This is a genomic window from Mycobacterium sp. Panama NTM2, from assembly GCF_054355555.1.
The window spans coordinates 4,183,304-4,202,567 of the sequence record NZ_CM135953.1 but is presented as its reverse complement, the minus strand read 5'-3'; the positions used below and the strand labels follow the sequence as shown (position 1 = coordinate 4,202,567).

Here is a 19,264-nt window from a genome sequence, read left to right as displayed (position 1 = left end):
CGGGGAGATCGTCGGGCTACCGTGGCCAGATGACCGAGATGCCGCCACGCGTCGCCGTGCTCGGTGCGGGGCTCGCCGGGGCGGCGTGCGCGCAGGCGCTGCGTGAGCGGGGGATCACCGTCGAGATCTCCGAGCGTGGTCGCGGTCCCGGCGGCCGGATGGCGTCGCCGACCGTACAGGGGCGACGCGTCGACCTGGGGGCCGCGTACTTCACGGTCAAGGAGCCGGCGTTCGACGCCGTCGTCGACGAGTGGACACGCCGCGGGCTGACCCGCCCCTGGACCGACACCTTCGCCGTCCTGTCGCCCGGCAGCCGCGACAGCACCTCCGGCCCCCTGCGCTTCGCCGCCGACCAGGGTCTGCGCTCACTCGTCGACGACCTGCTGCCCGGCGATGTTCGTTTCCAGACCCCGGTCGAGTCCCTCGACGAGCTGACCCACGACGGCGTCGTGTTGGCGATGCCCGATCCGCAAGCTGCCCGGCTCACCACCGCTCCGCCCGGGGGCTGGGTTCCCTACGACCCGGTGATCGCGGTCGCGGCCGGCTGGCCGCAGCGCAGCTGGCCGCCGGTCGACGCCGCCTTCGTCAACGACGATCCGGACCTGTCGTTCCTCGCCGACGACGGATCGCGCCGCGGCGACGGCGCCGCGGTGCTCGTCGCGCACACCACCGCCGAGCGGGCGCAGCGGCACCTCGAGAGTCCCGAGCAGGCCGTGGCGCCTGTGGTGGCCGCGATGCGCCGGCTTCTCGGCATCGCGGACGAGCCGGAGTGGACCCACGTGCATCGGTGGACGTTCGCCAAACCGGCGGACACCCACGGTGAGGCCGCGTTCCACCTCGACACCACCGGCCGGCCGGTCGGGTTGTGCGGTGACTCCTGGTGTCCGTCGGGCGCCCCACGTGTCGAAGCGGCATTCTTGTCGGGGCAGCGTCTCGGTGCCGCGATGGCGGCTCATCTCATGGAAGGGAAGGCATGAACGTCATTGAGCTCTGGCGCTTTCCGGTGAAGTCGATGGGTGGAACGCCGGTGAACGAGCTGCGCATCGACGAGCGCGGCGTACATGCCGACCGGCTGTGGGCAGTCCGCGACGTCGAGAAGGGGGTCACCGCGTCGGCCCGCCGAATCCCCGCCCTGCTGCAGTGCTCGGCGCGCTACGTCGACGAGCCCGGGCCCGACGCGGGACCCGGACGCGTTCCCCCCGTGGTGATCTCGTTACCCGACGGCCGGGAGATCTCCAGCGACGACCCGACCGTGCACGCCACCCTGAGCAAGCTCGTCGGCCGAGAAGTGCGTCTCACCGCACTCCCGTCACCGAACGACACCAGCGCCCATCGCATGTCGCTGCAGACCTCGCTCGGCAACTTCGCCGCCGATCAGGTCCGCAGAGATTTCGGTCTCGACGACACCGACGAGTTGCCTGACACCTCGGTCTTCACCACCCGCCAGATGGTGACGTTGGCGCGCTATTCCACACCTCCGGGGACGTTCGTCGACCTCAGCCCGGTCCATGTGCTAAGTACCGCGAGTCTGCGCAGCCTCTCGGTCGACGGCACCCCGTACGACGTGCGGCGGTTTCGGCCCAACGTGCTCGTCGATGTCGACAGTCCCGACCCGTTCCCTGAATCCGCCTGGGTCGGCGGCGAGATTCACGTGGGCACCGTCGTGCTGTCGGTGACCAACCCGACGATCCGGTGCGTGGTCGGGACGCGGCCGCAGCCGGGCCTGGACAAGGACCTGTCGGTGACCCGGCAGCTGGCCCAGAAGACGAACCGTTTCCTCGGCATCTACGCCGACGTCGCCACCGCGGGCACCGTGCGCGTCGCCGACGAGGCGACCGTCTATCTGCCGCCGCCACCGAACGTGGTCGAGAGGACGGCCACCGCGGTCGGCAAGTCGGCCAGCCGGGGGTTGCAGAAGCTGGTCGAAGCCACGGTGCTGCGCTTCGCGAAGTGACGGATCACCGGCCCGGGTGCCGCAGGTGGTCGGGCTGACTCACCCAGCCCGGCGGGACATCGACCGACAACGCGAGATGCACGAACCGGCCCACCGCTGCGGTCGTCGCGCGGATCGGGCACCACTGCAGCGTGTAGGGAATGAACCGAGGCGGTTCCAGCGGTACGAGCCTCACCCCGGGTGTAGCGCCTGCGACGGCGGCCGTGGTCAGTGTCCAGTCCACCTCACGTTGTTCGGGCCAGCGGTGCGCCGACAGATCGATCTCGGTCAATTCGACCGAAGGAGGCGCTGTTTCGGCGTCGTCGAGGATCTTCTGCAAGGCCAGCGACCACGCGGGGAACAACGCCTCGCTGTGCGCACCCAGGGTCTCGCCGGACAAGTGGGCGAGGTCGATCGACGGACGGTGCGCGAGGCGATGGCTCTCACGAAGCGCCACCACCACCGGCTCGGCGCAGAACACCTCGCTCAAGATGCCGGGCGGGTTGGTGACCGGTCCGCAGGTGATCGCGACATCGAGCGCGCCCTCTGCGATGGCCTGTTGCAGATCGGGAAGCCACATCCGGCGCACCGAGAGCTCGACTTCAGGTGCTGCTCGGCCGAGCGCATGCGCCAGATGGGGGGTCAGCAGCGGTGCCGCAGGCGGCGTGATGCCCAGCCGCACCGTCCCGGTGTCACCGTCGGCGAGCCGGCGCACCGCGGCCGCTGCGCCTTCGACATCGTCGAGAATGCTCACCGCACGCCCGAACAACTCGGCGCCCGCCTGCGTGAGGGCCACTCGGCGCGTCGTCCTGGTCAGCAGTGAGGTGCCCACTTCCCGTTCGAGACGGCGAATCAGCTCACTCAACGTGGGCTGAGAGATGTGGAGACATTCGGCGGCGCGGCCGAAGTGCAGCTCTCGCGCCACCGCGACGAACGCCTCCAGCTGGCGCAGTTCCACCCGACGATCCTAAGGCCCATGACGCGATTGATCAGCCGGCCCGATGAATGCGATTCCAGATCGGCCCTTGTTCGCCGCATGGCGGACCGCGCAGGCTGAACGCGTGTCCGAAAACATCACGCGCTACCACACCGCGACCATCGACGGGCTCGACGTCTTCTACCGGGAGGCCGGCGATCCCAACCGGCCCACAGTGCTTCTGCTGCACGGCTTTCCGTCCAGCTCGCACATGTTCCGCAACCTGATCGCCGCGCTGGCCGACGACTATCATCTGGTCGCGCCCGATCACGTGGGCTTCGGGCAGTCGGCGATGCCCTCGGTCAATCAGTTCACCTACAGCTTCGATCGGCTCACCGAGATCACCGAGGGACTGATCGCGCATCTCGGCCTCGATCGCTTCGCCATCTACATCCACGACTACGGCGCCCCGATCGGCCTGCGTATCGCCCACGCCCGGCCCGACCGCATCACCGCGATCATCAGCCAGAGCGGCAACGCCTATCTCGAGGGCTTCACCCCGTTCTGGGACCGTCTCTTCGCGCACGCGAAAGACCGCGGCGCGAACGAGGATTCGGTACGCGAGTACTTCACCGCCGACACCACGCGGTGGCAGTACACCCACGGCGTACCCGCCGACCGGCTGGACCGGATCGCCCCGGAGGCCTGGCAGCTCGACCAGGCCGGTCTGGACCGCAAAGGCAACGACGCGATCCAGCTGCAACTGTTCTGGGATTACCAATTCAACCTCGACGGCTACCCGGGGTTCCAGGAGTACTTCCGCACCCATCAACCGCCGCTGCTGGTGACGTGGGGGCGCAACGACCAGATCTTCGGCGCCGAAGGCGCCGAGGCCTTCAAGCGTGACCTGCCCGACGGCGAGTACCACCTGCTCGACACCGGCCACTTCGCGCTGGAGACCCACGGCGACGAGATCGCCGACTACATGCGGGACTTCCTCGGCCGGAAGGTGACGCGGTGATCCGCACGCCGGCCGACACCGCGGTGGTCGTGATCGACCCGCAGAACGACGTTCTCAGCCCGACGGGGAAGAACTGGGAGGTGTTGCGCGACAGCGTCACCGAGAACCGGACCGTCGAGCATCTCGTTGAGTTGCTCAGCGCGGCTCACGGCAACGGGTACGGGGTGTTCGTCTCACCGCACTACTTCTTTCCCACCGACCACTGCTGGCTGTTCAACGGGCCGCTGGAAACCGACGAACTGCGCACGGACACCTTCGCCCGCCGCGGGCAGCTGACCCTCGACGGGTTCCGCGGCTCCGGCGCGGACTGGCTGCCCGAACTCGCTCCGCTCATCGATCACGACGGCACCGTCGTGGCCAGCCCCCACAAGGTGTGGGGACCGCAGACCAACGACCTGGTCCTGCAGCTGCGCAAGCGCCGGATCGGCACGGTGGTGCTGTGCGGGATGCTCGCCAACATCTGCGTCGAATCCCATCTGCGCGACCTCCTGGAGCAGGGTTTCGAGGTCGTCGTGGTCAGCGATGCCACCGCGGGTCCGCGGCACCCGGTGTTCGGTGACGGCTATCAGGCGGCTCTGGTCAATTACGCGTTCCTCGCCCACGAGGTCATGACCACGAACGACGCGGTCAGCGCGATGACGAAGGAAGGTACTCGATCATGACGGAATCCCGGCCCCCGTTTCCACCGTTCGACCTGACCACCGCGCTGCAGAAAGTGCAGGCCGCCGAAGACGCATGGAACACCTGCGACCCGCACCGGGTCAGCCTCGCCTATACCGAGGACAGCGTGTGGCGCAACCGCGACCAGTTCGTCACCGGGCGGGCGCAGATCGTGGAGTTCCTCACCGCCAAATGGGAGCGTGAGCTCGACTACGCGCTGCGTAAGAGCCTGTGGGGCTTTCGCCACAACCGGATCGGCGTGCGGTTTCAGTACGAGTGCCGCGACGCCTCAGGTCAGTGGTGGCGCAGCTACGGCAATGAACTGTGGGAGTTCGACGAGCGCGGTCTGATGCGCCGGCGTGAGGCGAGCATCAACGACGTGCCGATCGACGAGTCGGCGCGCCGCTACTTCGGGCCGCGGCCGGAGGCCGAACACGGTCACGAGATCCCGCTGCAGTGAGGATGTTTCGCCCATGGGCAGATACATGCGCATGCGCATGCGATTAGACGTCCAGGTGATTCACAGGTAGTCGTGTTTGCCGTGAACCGGCGGCGGGAAAAGCCAATCAGGTGAGCGGAGAAAACGGTGCCGATCCGGACGCCATCATCAAGCAATTGCACGACACCCTCGACCGCGGGCACGGCCTGAGAGAACTGCTGGAGAAATCTCTGCAGCAGGCGTCGCGGCGTGCGCAGGAATCTCTGAACGCCGACCTCTACCGCGCCTTGGACTGGCCGACGACGCTGGGCGAGTACGACGACTATCTGTCCAGGTTCATCCGGTGGATTCCCCGGCAAACCGATGCGCCGGCGTGGAAGACCACCGCGCCCCACCAGCGCTACGCCAAGGAGGTCAGTGACAGGCTGGCCCACTTCTTCTGGCTGGTCGACCAGAACGTCGGCGACGGCGATGATCAGGCAATCGCGGAGCGCTCCAGCGAGTTTCGCTCCTGGCTCACCACATTCGCACGGACGTGGGGAAGCTTCCTCGACACCCCGGAATCCTTCGACGACGAGATCCTGCAGTCCTTTCTCCAGGACGCACCGGAGTACACGATCGAGGAATCGTTGATCAACGGTCGGCCGAAACATGCCCAGCGGCTGGCGTACGTTCAACCAGTTCTTCGCCCGCGAGCTCAACCCCGGGCTGCGCCCGATCGCCGCGCCCGGTGACAACCGCGTCGTCACTTCGCCGGCCGACTGCTCATTCCAGCACTACTACGACATCAGCGCCGACTCGGAAATCCCCGCGACCACGATCAAGGGCACTCACCGATACGGGAACATCGCTCAGCTGCTGGACGGGAGCCGCTACGCGAACGCGTTCGCCAACGGCACCTTCGTGCACTACATGCTGCCGCCCTCGGCATACCACCGCTATCACGTCCCGGTGTCCGGCACGGTCGAGGAATCCTTCGTGATCCAAGGCCAGGTGTACATGCAGGTGGACCTCGAGGATCACGCACTGCAGGCCCGCGACAGCACCGGCAGCGGCTACGAGTTCTTCCAGACCCGCGGCGTACTGATACTGGACACCTCGCGATCCGGGCATGGCGACCTGGGCCTGGTCGGCGTCGTTCCCGTGGGGATGTCGAATGTCGCGTCGGTGACGCTGAGCACCGTGGTGGGAACCCAGGTGACCAAGGGGGAGGAGTTCGGCTACTTCCAGTTCGGCGGGTCGGACATCATCATCTTGTTCCAGGAGGGCATCGAACCCACGGTCGACACCGATTCCGAACCGCGCCGGGTCGGGTCTGTGGTGGCGCGCGTCGACGGGCGCGGCGGGAGGCACCGCAGCGATGGGTGAGGTGAAAGAGACGTTGCACCGAGACCTGTTGCAGGAGCTCCTGTGGGCCTACGGCCCGGGCGGGCAGGAAGACGCGGTCCGCGAGATCTGCCGCCGGGAACTCGAGCCACACGTCGACGAAAGCTGGGTCGACAAGGCAGGCAACCTCGTCGGCCTCGTGCGCGGCAGCGACACGGACACCGCCCGCGAGGGCTCGTACGACGATGAGCGCGCCACCAGAATCGTCGCGCACATGGACGAGCTGTCCATGATCGTCAAACGGGTCGACGACGACGGCATTCTGCACGTGACGCCCGCCGGGGTGATGTATCCGGCCAACTTCGGGCTCGGGCCGGTCGCAATCCTCGGCGATCGGGCGACCCTGACCGGCGTGCTGTCGTTGGGTTCCGAGCACACCACGAAGGAGAGCCTGCGGATCTGGCAGACCAAACCCGACAAAGGCGGCGAGTCCATGGATTGGCTGCATGTCTACGTCTTCACCGGCTGCACCCGGCAGGAACTCAACGCAGCGGGCGTGCATCCCGGCACCCGGGTGTGCATCGAACGCAGCAAGCGCACGCTCGTCGACGTCGGAGCGTACCTGGGCTCTTACTTCATGGACGACCGAGCCTCGGTGACCGCGCTGCTGCACACCGCGCAGGTGCTGCGGGAACAGTCGCAACGGCCCGCCAACGACGTGTATTTCGTGTTCACCACCAATGAGGAGATCGGCGGGGTGGGGGCGTCGTACGCGTGCCGCACGCTGCCAGGTGATCTCACGGTGGCGCTGGAGGTGGGGCCGACGGAGGCCGAATACGACACGACGGTCACCGGCGGCCCGATCATCGCCTACAGCGACACCCGCTGCGTCTACGACAAAGACGTCGCTGATCGCCTGATCGACATCGCCACCGAACTCGGGCTCTCGCCGCAAGCCGCGGTCCTCGGCGCGTTCGAGTCGGACGCCTCGCACGCCAAGGCCTCGGGCCTCTCGCCCCGGGCCGGTCTGTTGTGCGTGCCGACGCTGAGCACGCACGGCTACGAGGTGATCCCGCGGACCGCGACCGCGGACATGGCCAGCGTGCTCGTGCGGTTCCTCGGTGAGAAAGCCTGAACCGCCGACCGCCTGATTCAGCCGGCCACTCAGCGGGTAGGTCGACCACATGCCCATGACCAAGAAGAACGGCAAGCCGAAGAAGAGCGAGTTGCCGAGCACGCTGAAGAAGTCGGGTAAGAAAGCCCAGCGCACCTTCGCCAAGGCACACGACGCCGCCGCCGAGGAATACGGCGACGGAGAACGTGCGCACCGCGTCGCCTACAGCGCACTGAAACACAAGTTCGAGAAGGTGGGCGACCACTGGGAGAAGAAGGACAAGAAGGGTCCGTCCGATTCCCGCGCCCGCAGCGGCGGCCCGAAACCAAAGGGCCGCAGCGCCGAAGGCGTCGATGCGAACGCGTCCAAGAAACACCTGGTCGAGGTGGCGCGCAAACTCGACATCCCCCGCCGTTCGACGATGAAAAAAGACGAACTGGTTTCGGCGATCAAGAAGGCCAACCGCCGCGAGAGCGCCCGCAGCCGCTAGCCGCATCACGTCGCGATCACCGTGCGATGCTTGCGGCTGAGCATCAGTTGCTGCCCGTGTCCGATATGTGATCGTCCGCTCCGAACACGAGCGCCCCGAAGTCGCGCCCCAAAGTGGGCCCCCAAAAACGGGCAGTGTGCGGTCAATCAGGCTAGTTTGAGTCTTTCCCGTGTCATGATCGAAAGGGAGGGACCAGCATGCACGCCGGTTCGTCGGGATTCGACGCTGCGATTACGACGGGATGGTTGCCCCGGATCCGCGGCCGCTTCGTCTATGTGACCGCGCTCTTGCTCGTGCTCGGCATCGGCTCGGCACTGACGGTTCCGCAGACCCTCCCAGAGGCCAGGGCGCAGGGCCAGACGTACACCATCGCCACCGACACCACCTTCGCGCCGTTCGAATTCCAGGACAAGCAGGGCAATTTCGTCGGTATCGACATGGACCTGATCCGGGCGATCGCCAAGGATCAAGGGTTCACGGTCGACATCAAACCTCTCGGTTTCGACGCTGCGCTGCAGGCGGTGCAGGCCAATCAGGTCGACGGCGTCATCGCGGGTATGTCGATCACCGACGAACGCAAGCAGGTGTTCGACTTCTCGGACCCGTACTTCGAGTCCGGCATCCAGATGGCGGTACTGAAGTCGAACAACGACATCAAGTCCTATGACGACCTGCGCGGGAAGCGGGTCGCGGTCAAGAACGGCACCCAGGGCTCGGATTTCGCCAACTCGATCAAGGACAAGTACGGCTTCGAGGTGGTCTCCTTCGCCGACTCGTCCTCGATGTTCGACGAGGTGCGGACGGGCAACTCGGACGCGGTGTTCGAGGACTACCCCGTGCTGCTCTACGGCATCGCGCAGGGCAACGGCTTCAAGACCGTCACCCCGAAGGAGGACCCGACGGGGTACGGCTTCGCGGTCAACAAGGGCCAGAACGCCGAGCTGCTCGCGAAGTTCAACGAGGGGCTGAAGAATCTCAAGGCATCCGGCGAGTACGACAAGATCGTCAGCGCCTACCTGGGCGAAGAGGCCAGCACAGCGGACAATTCGATCTTCGGGTTGATCAAGAGCACCTTCCCGCTGCTGCTCGAGGGTCTCAAGATGACGATCGTCCTGACGGTCGTCTCCATCTTCTTCGCGCTGATCCTCGGTGTGATCTTCGGGTTGTTCCGGGTGTCGCGGGCCATCTGGCTGCGCGCCATCGGCACCACGTTCGTCGACATCTTCCGCGGCACACCGCTGCTGGTGCAGGCGTTCTTCATCTACTTCGGCATCCCGTCGGCGTTGGGCTTCCAGATGTCGGCGCTCACGGCGGGCATCATCACGCTTTCGCTGAACGCGGGCGCCTACATGACCGAGATCGTGCGCGGCGGTATCCAATCCGTGGACAAGGGGCAGATGGAGGCGGCGCGCAGCCTGGGTATCGGCTACCTGCCGACCATGCGCAAAGTGATCCTGCCGCAGGCCATCCGCACCATGATCCCGTCCTACATCAATCAATTCGTCATCACGCTGAAGGACACGTCGATCCTGTCGGTGATCGGCATCGCCGAACTCACCCAGACGGGCCGGATCATCATCGCCGGCAACTACCAGTCGTTCAACATGTGGCTGATCATCGGCGTCATCTACTTCATCGTCATCATGGCGCTCACCAAACTGTCGGACCGACTGGAACGCCGACTTGTCAGATAGGGGCATCGTGAAATGAACCAGCTCGCACCGGACAGCGCGACCGAATCCAAGGGTGCGGTGAAGATCCGCATCGACAACCTGAAGAAGTCGTTCGGTGACCTGGTGGTGCTCGACGGCATCACCACCACCGTCAAGGAGGGCGAGGTCGTCTGCGTGATCGGGCCGTCCGGCTCGGGCAAGTCGACGTTCCTGCGGTGCCTGAACAAGCTCGAGGACATCACCGACGGCACGGTCGTCATCGACGAGTTCGACCTGACCGACAAGAAGATCGACCTCGACAAGGTGCGCCAGCGCATCGGCATGGTGTTCCAGCACTTCAACCTGTTCCCGCACATGACGGTGATCGACAACGTCACGCTGGCCCCGCTGTTGACCAAGAAGATGGACAAGGCGGCCGCCGAGAAGCGCGCGATGGAACTGCTCGGACAGGTGGGCCTGGCCGAGAAGGCGCATGTGAAACCGGCGACGCTGTCGGGCGGTCAGAAGCAGCGCGTGGCGATCGCCCGCGCGCTGGCGATGAACCCGTCGATCATGCTGTTCGACGAAGCCACCAGCGCGCTGGACCCCGAGATGGTCGGCGACGTGCTCGAGGTGCTGCGCACGCTGGCCGCCGAGGGGATGACCATGGTCGTCGTGACCCACGAGATGGGCTTCGCGCGCGAGGTCGCCTCGCGGGTGATCTTCATGGCCGACGGCAACATCGTCGAAGACGACACCCCCGCTCAGGTGTTCGACCATCCCAAACACCCACGGCTGCAGGATTTCCTGTCGAAGGTGCTGTGACATCTGGCCAGTCACCGGAATATCGCCACCTCGGTGGTGTTGACTGGTGGCATGACTGAGCAACCGGAGCTGAGCCCCACCGACTGGGTCCGCGACCAGACCAAACAAATTCTCGAGCAGGGCACCACCGAGGGTGTCCAGATCATGGACCGGCCCGTGGTGCTGTTCACGACGACGGGCGCGAAGTCCGGTCAGAAGCGCTACGTGCCGCTGATGCGGGTCGAGGAGAACGGCAAGTACGCGATGGTCGCGTCCAAAGGCGGCGACCCCGCACACCCGTCGTGGTACCACAACGTCAAGGCCAACCCGGCTGTGACGGTGCAGGACGGCACCGAGATCCGCGAGATGACCGCGCGTGAACTCTCCGGCGAGGAGCGGGAGCACTGGTGGTCGCTGGCGGTCGACGCGTACCCGCCCTACGCCGAATACCAGACCAAGACCGACCGCCGGATCCCGGTCTTCATCGTCGAGTAGCGTCGAGTAGCAGAGTCGAGTAGCCGCCGGTGACCACGCGGGGATCCCTTGTCCTCGCGGCCACCGCCACGCTCGCCGGCATCGTCATCGGTCTGGTCGGCGGCGCCTTCCGCTGGTGTCTGCAACATGCTGAAGGGCTCCGCCTCGACCTGATCGCGTGGGCGCACCATCTGCCCGGTCCGGGTTGGCTGATCCCGATCGCCGCGGCAGCGCTCGGAGCGTGGCTGGCTGCGTTGATCGTGCGCCGCCAGCCCCTGGCCGCGGGCAGCGGCATCCAGCACGTCGAAGCCGTGTACCACGGCCATGCGCGCCCGCCGCTGATCGGGCTGCTCGTCGCGAAGTTCGTCGGTGGGGTGCTGGCCCTCGGATCGGGCCTGGTACTCGGGCGGGAAGGGCCGACCGTTCACATGGGCGCCGCGGTGGGCGCACAAGCAGCCAGGCAGGCACGGCTGGGTGACGCCGACGTGCGCCTGATGCAGACCGCGGTCGGCGGCGCGGGTCTGGCCGTGGCGTTCAACGCGCCGATCGCCGGCGTGCTGTTCGCCGTGGAAGAGGTCAGCAAGTCCTTCCGGATGCAGCTGGTGCTGGCCACCACCCTGGCGTCGGCGACCGCGGTCGGATGTACCCGCCTGATCCTGGGCAATCATCCCGATTTCGCCGTGGAGCCGGTGGCCGCTCCGGCCCTGGGTTGGCTACCGCTGTTCCTTCTCTTCGGCGTGCTCACCGGACTCCTCGGGGCCGCCTACAACGTGGTCGTGCTGTGGTTCCTCGACCACGTCGCGGCGCTGGCGCGCATCCCCAACACGGTGAAAGCCCCCATCATCGGTGCATTCATCGGGTTGGCTGCCGTGGTGCTGCCACTGTCGGTCGGCGACGGGCAGACCGTCACCCAGCTCATCCTCAGCGGCCACAACCTGGTGCCGGCCGTCATCGTCGGCTACCTGGCGGTGCGATTCATCGCCGGGCCGCTGAGCTATTCGGCCGCGTTGCCTGGAGGGCTCTTCGCGCCGCTGCTCGCCATCGGGGCGTTGTGGGGCATGGGGTTCGTCGCCATCGCCGGCGCGGTGTGGCCACACGATCTGACTCCGCTGATCATCCCGATGGCGATCGTCGGGATGGCCGCCTTCTTCTCCGCGACAGTGCGCGCACCGGTCACGGGGATGGTGATTGTCATCGAGATGACGGCCACCACGTCGGTCACCGTGCCGATGCTGGCGGCCACTGCAGCGGCGGTGATCGCGGCGCAGCTCACCGGTTCCGCACCGATCTACGACAGTCTGCGGGACCGGATGGTGCCCGAACGCGGGCCGATAGACGAGGAGGTCAGGGACGACCGCCGGGACGATTCCGCCGACTAGGCCGGCAGCTCAGTTCTCGTCGGGGATCTGGTCTCGGGTCTGCCACCCGGCAGGTGCATCCGCGTCGTCGTCCTGATGGTCGAGCTTGTCCTGCAGGTCGCGCTGTTCGTCGGTGGCTTCGCTCGCGTCCTCGGGTGTGCTGTGGTCGGTCACGACGGTGAGGATTCTCCGTTCGCCCGGCGTCCAAACACACCGGCACCCTGACGCCATAGTGTGGGCCCATGTTCTGTGGGACCGCCCTTGCGCAGCGCATCGAACATGCCGAGGCCGATCTCATCGGGGCGGCGACCCGGGCGGCCGCCCGTCGTGGTGCGCCCGGGATCGTCATGCCCGTCGTCGGCGGCCTCGCCTGCTACGCCGACGCGGACTCGCCGATGAACAAGGTGGTGGGCCTGGGCTTCGACGGCGTGCCCGATGCCGGCGTGCTCGACGCGATCGAACAGACCTTCGCGGGCCACGGGGCGGCCGTCGCGGTGGAACTGTGCACCCTCGCCGATCCCGGGGTCGGGCCGCTCCTGAGTGACCGCGGCTATCGGCTCGTCGGGTTCGAGAACGTGCTCGGGTGCGCCCTGCCGCTCACGGTCCAGTACGTCGGCCACCCGGAGGTGTGGCCGGCCGGCGCCGGGGAGAGCGTGGCGTGGCTCGACGTGCTCGTCGACGGATTCGCCCACCCGGACGGCGATGGTGTGCCCAGCCACGAGGAATTCCCCCGCGACGTCATCGTCGACGCGGCGAACGACATGCACCAGGCGGGCGCCATCCGCTACCTTGCAGGACTCGACGGCGCTGTGGCGGGTGCAGCGAGCATGCGGACCGCGGACGGCGTGGCGCAGCTGACGGGCGCGGCGACCGCACCTGGGTACCGGCGGCGAGGAGTCCAGGCCGCCCTGCTGGCCCACCGTCTCCACATCGCGTCGGACGCCGGATGTGACATCGCGGTGGTGACGACGGCGCCGGGATCGCTATCGCAGAAGAACGTGCAGCGCTTGGGTTTTCATCTGCTGTTCACCCGGGCGATGCTCGTAAGAGACGCGGAATGCTAGTGGCGTCACTTCTGGATACGGGTTCCCGAACAATCGTGGTCGAGTATTCAAACTTATTGTGCGCCAATCTTTTTCGACACCGAGAAGTTGCATGCCATCGAGGCGGAGGGTAGCCTTACCCGAAGTGAAGGGGAGTAGCCCCCAATCGGATGGTCGACATACTGGCTGATCGCCTGCGTATCCGCCCGGTCATCTGAACCGGACCTGTGATCCGGTGGGCGAGACCTTCGGTCGTGCATCGTATGTCGATTGCCGGCCGGAGGGTGTTCCCATCTGGCCGGCAGTCACGAGTAGAGGAGTTGTCGGTGATCGCCGCCCTGCTGCTGAGTTTCGCCGTGATCTTCGTGGCTGAACTCGGTGACAAGAGCCAGCTGATGGCGATGATGTTCGCCCTGCGATACCGGTGGTGGATCGTGCTGTCCGCCATCCTCGCAGCCACCACGGCCGTGCACGTCCTGTCCGTCGCCATCGGGCACTACCTCGGCGCCGCACTCCCCACGCACCTGCTCGGCCTCATCGCGGGTGCGATGTTCGTGGTCTTCGGTGTCTGGACGCTGCGTGGCGACTCGCTCACCGACCAGGAGGCGTCACGGGCCCAGCGCGCCACCGCCCCCGCTTTCTTCGTGGTCACCTCGGCTTTCATGCTGGCCGAGCTGGGCGACAAGACCATGCTCGCCACGATCACGCTGGCCGCCGACAACAACTGGCTCGGCGTGTGGATCGGCTCCACGATCGGCATGGTCGCCGCCGACGCACTGGCCATCCTGGTCGGAGCGGTCGCCGGCAAGCATCTGCCAGAACGGCTCATCCAGGTGGTCGCCGCGGCGCTGTTCGGAGTGTTCGGCATCTTCATGGTGATCGACAACCTGCGTCCCGCCCTGCCGGCCACGGTCAGCGTCGGAATCGCGGTCGCCGGTGTCGCTGCCGTGGGATTGATGCTGCGTGCCCTGCCTGAGCGCATGCGCCCGGCCGTTCTGCGGCCCGCCCCGCAGCTGCCCGCAGAGCCCTCTTCCCTGCAGGCCTCCCGCGACTGATCTCAGATCGGTGCGACCGACCGGATCGCGATCTGCTCCGTCTCGCACATCCGGCAGGTCAGAGGTCGAACGTTCAACCGCACGTTGGCAATTCGAAGAGCGCGTCGACACATGGGGTAGGGGCATCCGCACGACAGCGTGACCCACCACTGCGCCGGGTGCGCCAGCGGGCCGCAGAAGCGCCGGCAGGTGCAGAGGATGTCGGGCTCGAAATCCAGGTCCGCCAGCGACGGTTCCAGCAAGGTGGTCACGGCCCCCAAGGCTAAAGTCAGGGTCGAGGGTTTCGCGGGAGGCGCGCGCGAGCGGTGCGGTCCGGTCTCCCGGAGCACCGCCCGCGCGCTGCGACGTCAGAGCCGAATCCAGCGGCCCAGGAACCAGAATCCCCAGCCGTCGCCATTGCCGGCGGGCAGCGGATGGACCTGCTGACCGTTGTACTGGAACGGTTGGTGGTCCCGCCGAGCCTGGTCGATCCCGCGATGCTGCCAGTCGGCATTCGGCTGCGGTGCCGGTTGGCATGCGGGCGCACCGGGGGCGCCGCAGGGGCCGCCTGGTTGGGCGGCGGCGGTGCCCGCGACCCCGGAGGTGAGCCCGGTGAGGGTGATGGCGCCGGCGATCGCCGTGGCGCCCAGAATGCGGGGGAGTGTCATACGTCGTCCGTTCGTCGTGTCACGCATGGCGGTTGCCATACGAGCGACGACGCTAGGGCCGCGGAATGGGTGAGCAATGTGCCTCACCTGGGCGCCGGCTTTGGATCCGGTCACGAATCGGACACCGCACGGCGACAAGATGATTCACCCAACCCCGTCACGAGCAGTTCAGCGTGACCGTCACCTTGGGCTTCGGGAATCTGGTGAACACGGTGATGTCGTCATCGTCGATCGGGATGATCTGCGCCGGCCGCGAGAAGGTGTTCACGTTGGTCACCTCGCATTCGTCGAGTGGAGCGCTGCCGACACGGTTGATCCGGACCTCGGCGCCGGAGGCTTTGAGCTGGTTGATGGTTGCCACGGCGTTGCCGCCGGAGCCGCCGCTCGAGTTCGGGGCCGCCTGGGCTGTGGCGGCCATCACCGGAATCGCCCCCGTGGCGATGAGGGCGGCGGTGATGAATGCTTTGTCTTGGCCATGGTGGGAACTCCCTGTGATGTCGCTGTGGCGTGTCAACCTGTGACACGGTGGCCGCGACCGGATGGTTCACTGTTGCCGAAAAAAGAATGCGCGCACAGACTCTTGCGGCTCAACTGCCGTCGGCGACGTGAGTGTCGAAGATGGCGCGCGACAACGGATAGCCGCCCAGGGCGGCCGACGTCGCGACCGCCAGTTCGTCGACGACGGTGGCCGCGAATCCGCGCGTGGTGACCACGTCGGCGATCCAGGCCACCGTCTCGGGGATCGGTCGGCTGTCGCCGGTGAGCAGCACGGCCGAGACTGCATGCAAGAGCTGATTGAGCGCATCGGTGGCCATCGCCTTGTCGGCGGCGTCCAGGCGACCGCTCGCCGTCACGGTCCAGGATGCGGCGAGACCGTCCACGATCGAGCGGTGGTCGTGCTCGAGGTCCGCCTGCTCGGCTGCCGCCTGCGGCGGCAGCGGCGAGACCGGGGGAACCACTGGCGGCAGGTTCGCGACCGCGGCCAGCGCCCCGTGCGCATCGGCCGCCCACGCCGTCGCGCCGAGCGCTTTGGCGCGCACGTCGTCGATACCGAACGCCGGACCGCCCACCACGATGGGCACTCCTGCAGCCGTACTGGCCTCGATGAACCGCCGCGTCGCCGGAAGGGAACCCAGCACCGAACAGCTGACGGCCACCGCCTCGGGTCCGTGGTCCTGCAGATACTGGTTCAGCCGCACGGGCGACGTGGCCGCACCCATCAGGATGCTGTCCCACCCGGCGCTGCGCAGAGTGCAGTCGATGATCATCGCGGGCAGCGCGTGCCATTCCCGCTCGGCACACGCGACCAGCACCCGGCCGCGCGTCGGCGCCACCGCACGCACGTGACGGCCCACTGCCTTGGTCGCGGCCACCGCCATCGCCGTCGCCGCGTGCTCCTCGGCGATGGTCCACTCCCCGCGCTGCCAGCGCTCCCCGTTGTCGCGCTGCACAGCTGCGATCACGTCGGTCAACACCGTCACCGGGTCCAGCCCGTCGACGAGCATGCGCTGGATCATCGACTGCACCGTCGCGGCATCACGCGTGGCCACCGCCTCGCGATACGCCCGCATCCGCTCCGGCCCGCTCAGCCCGGACACGTCACCGCCAGCAGTGCGATGTCGTCGTGGGGGCGTCCGTCGACGTATTCGACGACCTGCTGTTCGACCGCCTCGCACAACACGTCGGGGGAGGTGCCCGCGTACGCGGGCAGCAGACCGGCCAACCGATCCACGCCGAACATGCCCTGCGCGCCGTGCGCCTCGTCGACGCCGTCGGTGAACATCAACATCGTGTCGCCGCGCTCCAGGCGCAGCTCGATCGTGCGGTACTCGACGTCGGGGATCATCCCGCAGGCGGTGCCGAACACCTCGAGCTGCTCCACGTGGCCGTCGCGGCGCACCACCAACGGTGCCTGGTGGCCGGCGGTGGCCAACTCCACGTCGACGTGTGACCCCGACTCGGCGATGTGCACTCCGGCGCAGAGCATCGTGACGAACTGCTCGGGCCGCGTCTCGTACAGCACGCTGTTCAACGCGCGCAGCAGCATCGCGGGACGGCGATCGAAGTAGGCGGCGGTGCGGATGCTCTGCCGGGTACGCCCGGTCAGGGCGGCTGCCTCGACGCCCTTACCGCTGGCGTCGCCGAGCGCGATCAGCCAGTCCCGGTCCGTGCCGAGCACGTCGTAGAAGTCGCCGCCGATGTCGATGTGCTCGGCGGCCGGACGATAGCGCGCCGCCAGGTGCAGATGATCGACGTCCGGCAGCGACGGCGGCCGAAGGGCGCTGCTGAGCACGGCCGCGATGTGCGTGCGTTCCTCGTAGAGCCGGGCAGAGTCGAGCGCGATCGTGGCTCGCGCGGCGAGATGGCCTGCGAATGCGATGTCATCGGCGTCGAACGATCCACGACGGGCGAGCAGCAGCGCCCCCAGGGTGGCGCCGCGCGCGTTGAGGCCGACGGCCAGAAGATGCCTGACGCCCAGCGTCGCGACCTCCGCCCGGAGAGCGGGGTGGGGCAGAAGTTCAGCAACCGAGGAATCGCCGAGATCGGTGGTCGCGTCGGTGTTCCCGGTGCGCAGCACCCTGTCCAGGCGGCTGCCCGCGATCACGGCCTGTGAGATCGTCGCGGTGAACCCCACCGAGTCGCCGCCCTGCAGCACGAGCCCGCCGCTGCGGGCGTCCGGCAGCGCCAGCATGGCCCAATCGGCGAGCTCGGGTTTGAGCAGCGTGAGGAGCCGCATCGCCGCGCGCCTGGGGTGCAACGAGCCGGCGAGGCCGAGCTCGACCTCCTCAGCCAGTTGTGTGCGCGTGCGAACGGAGCACCTCCCAGTGCAATCTGTGCCCGGCGCATGTGGCAACGTCAGGCCTGCTCTACGGTAGTCGTCGCCGGAAGGTGTGCGGGCCGGTCGGCCCAACCGGTCCACGCGCCGGTTCCCGCACTCCGCTAGCCTGTACCCGGTTGTCGGAACCCGACACCGCGTCGAGCAGGTTCAGACTGCAGCCTCGTGACATCATCGCCCCCTGCAAGACGAAGAGAGAAGAGGCATCGCGCGTGCAGCAATTCAGCGAACACCAGGTCGACGGCGTCGTCGTGATCGCGGCGTCTGGTGCTGTCGACATGCTGTCCGCGCCCCAGCTCCAGGACGTGATGAGTGCGGCGGCCGATCGCCGTCCCGGGGGTCTGATCCTCGACCTGAGCGAGGTGGACTTCCTCGGCACTGCGGGCATGGAAGTGCTGATGACCACGCGTAAGCAGCTCGACGAGGGCACCCGGTTCGCGGTGGTCGCCGACGGTCCCGCGACGAGCCGCCCGTTGACGATCATGGGCCTGGCCGATTACATCGAACTGTTCTCGTCATTGGACGTCGCGCTGAGCGACTTCGCTGGTTAGATGTTTCGTATCCCAGGGGCCAGGGAACAGACGCTTCGCTGAGCGGCCCGGCCGCTCCCCGGAGCGGAAATGATCCGTCCGGGCACGACACTGCAGAGGGAGCGCTCCCGTGGGTGACAACAATTCCGGTCCTGAAGAAGCCGTCAAGGGCGTCGTCGAAGGCGTCAAAGGCAAAGCCAAAGAGGTCGCCGGCATCGTGACCGGTCGCGATGATCTGAAGCAAGAGGGTGAGGCCCAGCAGGACAAGGCCGACGCCCAACGGGAGGTGGCCCAGAAAGAGGCCGAGGCCGAGAAGGCGCGTGGCGAAGCCAAGGCCAACGAGGCCCGCCAGAAGGCCGCCGAGCAGTCGTAATCATGAAGCAGTGATGTCCGTGTCATGACCGTCACGTCCATTCGGAGCAGGTCATCAGACTGTCGGAGCTTTTTCGTGGCTTCGACAGATCTGTCTGTTGCGACTCGGACGCGCGGTCGTGGCCGGGCGAAGGAGGCGACCGTCGCCGTCTCCGGCGAGGTCGACGCCGCCAATGCCAAGCGGTTCGCGCACGCGATCCGCGAGGCGGCGGGCGCTTCTCGCGCGGTGGTCGTCGATCTGACCGCCGTGTCGTTCATGGCTTTCGACGGGGCCTCAGCGCTGTACGCCATCAGTGCATATTTTTCCCGCGAGGACGTCCGATGGTGTGTGGTCGGGAGCCCAGCGGTCACCCGGGTGCTGCAGTTGTGCGACCCCGAGCAACTGATTCCCCGCGCGGACGTTCCGATCTTGCGCGGCGTCGGCCTCGCATGAGTGTGATCTGACACTCACTTCGTTCCCCGGACTCTAAGAAACCTGAGCGGAACGATTTCGTCACAGGCGGTAACAGCCGGTGCGGACCAATGGTTTCGCGCTGTTCACCGCGTGTTTGCTCGTCGTCGCCCCAAGATAACGATCTGGTAACGAAGAGAAGT

25 protein-coding genes are annotated in these 19,264 nt (G+C 67.0%); 18 read left to right on the top strand and 7 right to left on the bottom strand.

The genetic code is table 11. The annotated features are described in order from the left end of the window. Positions 1–29: 29 nt before the first annotated feature. Positions 30–977 carry an NAD(P)/FAD-dependent oxidoreductase gene (locus ACXYX3_RS20020; protein ID WP_458608744.1) on the top strand — a complete coding sequence of 316 codons (948 nt, stop codon included), beginning with the start codon at positions 30–32 and terminating at the stop codon, positions 975–977. Continuing rightward, complete coding sequence (locus tag ACXYX3_RS20015) at positions 974–1,954, top strand: MOSC domain-containing protein (RefSeq protein WP_458608743.1); 981 nt, start codon at positions 974–976, stop codon at positions 1,952–1,954. The genes ACXYX3_RS20020 and ACXYX3_RS20015 overlap by 4 nt, the downstream gene beginning before the upstream one ends. Positions 1,955–1,958: 4 nt before the next feature. Here ACXYX3_RS20015 and ACXYX3_RS20010 read toward each other — a convergent pair whose 3' ends face one another. Beyond that, positions 1,959–2,891: a LysR family transcriptional regulator gene (locus tag ACXYX3_RS20010; protein WP_458608742.1), complete on the bottom strand. Its 933-nt coding sequence runs from the start codon at positions 2,889–2,891 to the stop codon at positions 1,959–1,961. A gap of 103 nt (positions 2,892–2,994) precedes the next feature. On the opposite strand from ACXYX3_RS20010, the gene ACXYX3_RS20005 reads away from it, so the two are divergent. The 11 genes from ACXYX3_RS20005 to ACXYX3_RS19955 all read left to right on the top strand — a co-directional run bounded on the left by ACXYX3_RS20005 (position 2,995) and on the right by ACXYX3_RS19955 (position 12,208). Continuing rightward, positions 2,995–3,870 (top strand): alpha/beta fold hydrolase, encoded by an 876-nt coding sequence (locus tag ACXYX3_RS20005; protein ID WP_458608741.1) that lies wholly within the window; start codon positions 2,995–2,997, stop codon positions 3,868–3,870. After that, the gene (locus tag ACXYX3_RS20000; RefSeq protein ID WP_458608740.1) at positions 3,867–4,532 is read left to right on the top strand and encodes a cysteine hydrolase family protein; all 666 of its coding nucleotides are present in this window, start codon (positions 3,867–3,869) and stop codon (positions 4,530–4,532) included. The genes ACXYX3_RS20005 and ACXYX3_RS20000 overlap by 4 nt, the downstream gene beginning before the upstream one ends. Beyond that, positions 4,529–4,990 (top strand): nuclear transport factor 2 family protein, encoded by a 462-nt coding sequence (locus ACXYX3_RS19995; protein ID WP_241205714.1) that lies wholly within the window; start codon positions 4,529–4,531, stop codon positions 4,988–4,990. Before ACXYX3_RS20000 ends, ACXYX3_RS19995 begins: the two co-directional genes overlap by 4 nt. A 110-nt stretch (positions 4,991–5,100) precedes the next feature. Further along, positions 5,101–5,703 (top strand): hypothetical protein, encoded by a 603-nt coding sequence (locus ACXYX3_RS19990; protein ID WP_458608739.1) that lies wholly within the window; start codon positions 5,101–5,103, stop codon positions 5,701–5,703. Next, the gene (locus tag ACXYX3_RS19985; RefSeq protein ID WP_458608738.1) at positions 5,621–6,337 is read left to right on the top strand and encodes a phosphatidylserine decarboxylase; all 717 of its coding nucleotides are present in this window, start codon (positions 5,621–5,623) and stop codon (positions 6,335–6,337) included. Before ACXYX3_RS19990 ends, ACXYX3_RS19985 begins: the two co-directional genes overlap by 83 nt. Next, on the top strand, positions 6,330–7,430 hold the full coding sequence (locus ACXYX3_RS19980) for a M42 family metallopeptidase (RefSeq protein WP_458608737.1): 1,101 nt from the start codon (positions 6,330–6,332) through the stop codon (positions 7,428–7,430). Before ACXYX3_RS19985 ends, ACXYX3_RS19980 begins: the two co-directional genes overlap by 8 nt. 49 nt (positions 7,431–7,479) lie before the next feature. Beyond that, complete coding sequence (locus tag ACXYX3_RS19975) at positions 7,480–7,899, top strand: ChaB family protein (protein WP_241205717.1); 420 nt, start codon at positions 7,480–7,482, stop codon at positions 7,897–7,899. 197 nt (positions 7,900–8,096) lie between these two features. Next, entirely contained in the window at positions 8,097–9,593 is a 1,497-nt protein-coding gene (locus tag ACXYX3_RS19970; RefSeq protein ID WP_458608736.1) for an amino acid ABC transporter substrate-binding protein/permease, read from the top strand. Between the two features lie 12 nt (positions 9,594–9,605). Further along, a complete protein-coding gene (locus tag ACXYX3_RS19965; RefSeq protein WP_241205719.1) occupies positions 9,606–10,376 on the top strand; it encodes an amino acid ABC transporter ATP-binding protein in 771 nt (256 codons plus the stop codon). 51 nt (positions 10,377–10,427) lie between these two features. Then, positions 10,428–10,850, top strand: a complete 423-nt coding sequence (locus ACXYX3_RS19960; RefSeq protein ID WP_458608735.1) for a nitroreductase family deazaflavin-dependent oxidoreductase — start codon at positions 10,428–10,430, stop codon at positions 10,848–10,850. A gap of 29 nt (positions 10,851–10,879) precedes the next feature. Beyond that, the gene (locus ACXYX3_RS19955; protein WP_458608734.1) at positions 10,880–12,208 is read left to right on the top strand and encodes a ClC family H(+)/Cl(-) exchange transporter; all 1,329 of its coding nucleotides are present in this window, start codon (positions 10,880–10,882) and stop codon (positions 12,206–12,208) included. A gap of 9 nt (positions 12,209–12,217) precedes the next feature. Here ACXYX3_RS19955 and ACXYX3_RS19950 read toward each other — a convergent pair whose 3' ends face one another. Then, entirely contained in the window at positions 12,218–12,361 is a 144-nt protein-coding gene (locus ACXYX3_RS19950) for a hypothetical protein (protein ID WP_241205722.1), read from the bottom strand. A gap of 68 nt (positions 12,362–12,429) precedes the next feature. Between ACXYX3_RS19950 and ACXYX3_RS19945 the strand changes: the two genes are divergently transcribed. Continuing rightward, a complete protein-coding gene (locus tag ACXYX3_RS19945; RefSeq protein WP_458608733.1) occupies positions 12,430–13,251 on the top strand; it encodes a GNAT family N-acetyltransferase in 822 nt (273 codons plus the stop codon). Positions 13,252–13,556: 305 nt separating this feature from the next. After that, positions 13,557–14,285, top strand: a complete 729-nt coding sequence (locus tag ACXYX3_RS19940; protein ID WP_458608732.1) for a TMEM165/GDT1 family protein — start codon at positions 13,557–13,559, stop codon at positions 14,283–14,285. 2 nt (positions 14,286–14,287) lie between these two features. On the opposite strand, the gene ACXYX3_RS19935 is transcribed toward ACXYX3_RS19940, so the two are convergent. From ACXYX3_RS19935 to ACXYX3_RS19915, 5 genes are all read right to left on the bottom strand, one after another. Then, positions 14,288–14,536 carry a hypothetical protein gene (locus tag ACXYX3_RS19935; RefSeq protein ID WP_241205725.1) on the bottom strand — a complete coding sequence of 83 codons (249 nt, stop codon included), beginning with the start codon at positions 14,534–14,536 and terminating at the stop codon, positions 14,288–14,290. A 96-nt stretch (positions 14,537–14,632) separates the two neighbouring features. Then, positions 14,633–14,932: a hypothetical protein gene (locus ACXYX3_RS19930; protein WP_458608731.1), complete on the bottom strand. Its 300-nt coding sequence runs from the start codon at positions 14,930–14,932 to the stop codon at positions 14,633–14,635. Between the two features lie 157 nt (positions 14,933–15,089). Beyond that, complete coding sequence (locus tag ACXYX3_RS19925) at positions 15,090–15,446, bottom strand: hypothetical protein (protein ID WP_458608730.1); 357 nt, start codon at positions 15,444–15,446, stop codon at positions 15,090–15,092. Between the two features lie 73 nt (positions 15,447–15,519). Continuing rightward, positions 15,520–16,530, bottom strand: coding sequence for a cobalamin B12-binding domain-containing protein (locus tag ACXYX3_RS19920; protein WP_458608729.1), 1,011 nt, complete (start codon positions 16,528–16,530; stop codon positions 15,520–15,522). Beyond that, positions 16,518–17,669 carry a PP2C family protein-serine/threonine phosphatase gene (locus tag ACXYX3_RS19915; protein ID WP_458608728.1) on the bottom strand — a complete coding sequence of 384 codons (1,152 nt, stop codon included), beginning with the start codon at positions 17,667–17,669 and terminating at the stop codon, positions 16,518–16,520. Before ACXYX3_RS19915 ends, ACXYX3_RS19920 begins: the two co-directional genes overlap by 13 nt. Positions 17,670–17,980: 311 nt before the next feature. Between ACXYX3_RS19915 and ACXYX3_RS19910 the strand changes: the two genes are divergently transcribed. The 3 genes from ACXYX3_RS19910 to ACXYX3_RS19900 all read left to right on the top strand — a co-directional run bounded on the left by ACXYX3_RS19910 (position 17,981) and on the right by ACXYX3_RS19900 (position 19,103). Beyond that, entirely contained in the window at positions 17,981–18,319 is a 339-nt protein-coding gene (locus ACXYX3_RS19910; RefSeq protein ID WP_458608727.1) for an STAS domain-containing protein, read from the top strand. Between the two features lie 109 nt (positions 18,320–18,428). Further along, positions 18,429–18,671, top strand: coding sequence for a microaggregate-binding protein 1 (gene mbp1, locus ACXYX3_RS19905; RefSeq protein WP_241205730.1), 243 nt, complete (start codon positions 18,429–18,431; stop codon positions 18,669–18,671). A gap of 75 nt (positions 18,672–18,746) precedes the next feature. Then, a complete protein-coding gene (locus tag ACXYX3_RS19900; protein ID WP_241205731.1) occupies positions 18,747–19,103 on the top strand; it encodes an STAS domain-containing protein in 357 nt (118 codons plus the stop codon). Positions 19,104–19,264: the final 161 nt, after the last annotated feature.

Excerpts from the sequence above, each read along its gene's own strand:
- ACXYX3_RS19945 (WP_458608733.1), top strand. The coding sequence starts at position 12,430 with ATGTTCTGTGGGACCGCCCTTGCGCAGCGCATCGAACATGCCGAGGCC.
- ACXYX3_RS19975 (WP_241205717.1), top strand. The coding sequence starts at position 7,480 with ATGCCCATGACCAAGAAGAACGGCAAGCCGAAGAAGAGCGAGTTGCCG.
- ACXYX3_RS20015 (WP_458608743.1), top strand. The coding sequence starts at position 974 with ATGAACGTCATTGAGCTCTGGCGCTTTCCGGTGAAGTCGATGGGTGGA.
- ACXYX3_RS19965 (WP_241205719.1), top strand. The coding sequence starts at position 9,606 with ATGAACCAGCTCGCACCGGACAGCGCGACCGAATCCAAGGGTGCGGTG.
- ACXYX3_RS19915 (WP_458608728.1), bottom strand. The coding sequence starts at position 17,669 with ATGCGGCTCCTCACGCTGCTCAAACCCGAGCTCGCCGATTGGGCCATG.
- ACXYX3_RS19970 (WP_458608736.1), top strand. The coding sequence starts at position 8,097 with ATGCACGCCGGTTCGTCGGGATTCGACGCTGCGATTACGACGGGATGG.
- ACXYX3_RS19930 (WP_458608731.1), bottom strand. The coding sequence starts at position 14,932 with ATGACACTCCCCCGCATTCTGGGCGCCACGGCGATCGCCGGCGCCATC.
- ACXYX3_RS20020 (WP_458608744.1), top strand. The coding sequence starts at position 30 with ATGACCGAGATGCCGCCACGCGTCGCCGTGCTCGGTGCGGGGCTCGCC.
- ACXYX3_RS19985 (WP_458608738.1), top strand. The coding sequence starts at position 5,621 with ATGCCCAGCGGCTGGCGTACGTTCAACCAGTTCTTCGCCCGCGAGCTC.
- ACXYX3_RS19980 (WP_458608737.1), top strand. The coding sequence starts at position 6,330 with ATGGGTGAGGTGAAAGAGACGTTGCACCGAGACCTGTTGCAGGAGCTC.
- ACXYX3_RS19995 (WP_241205714.1), top strand. The coding sequence starts at position 4,529 with ATGACGGAATCCCGGCCCCCGTTTCCACCGTTCGACCTGACCACCGCG.
- ACXYX3_RS19960 (WP_458608735.1), top strand. The coding sequence starts at position 10,428 with ATGACTGAGCAACCGGAGCTGAGCCCCACCGACTGGGTCCGCGACCAG.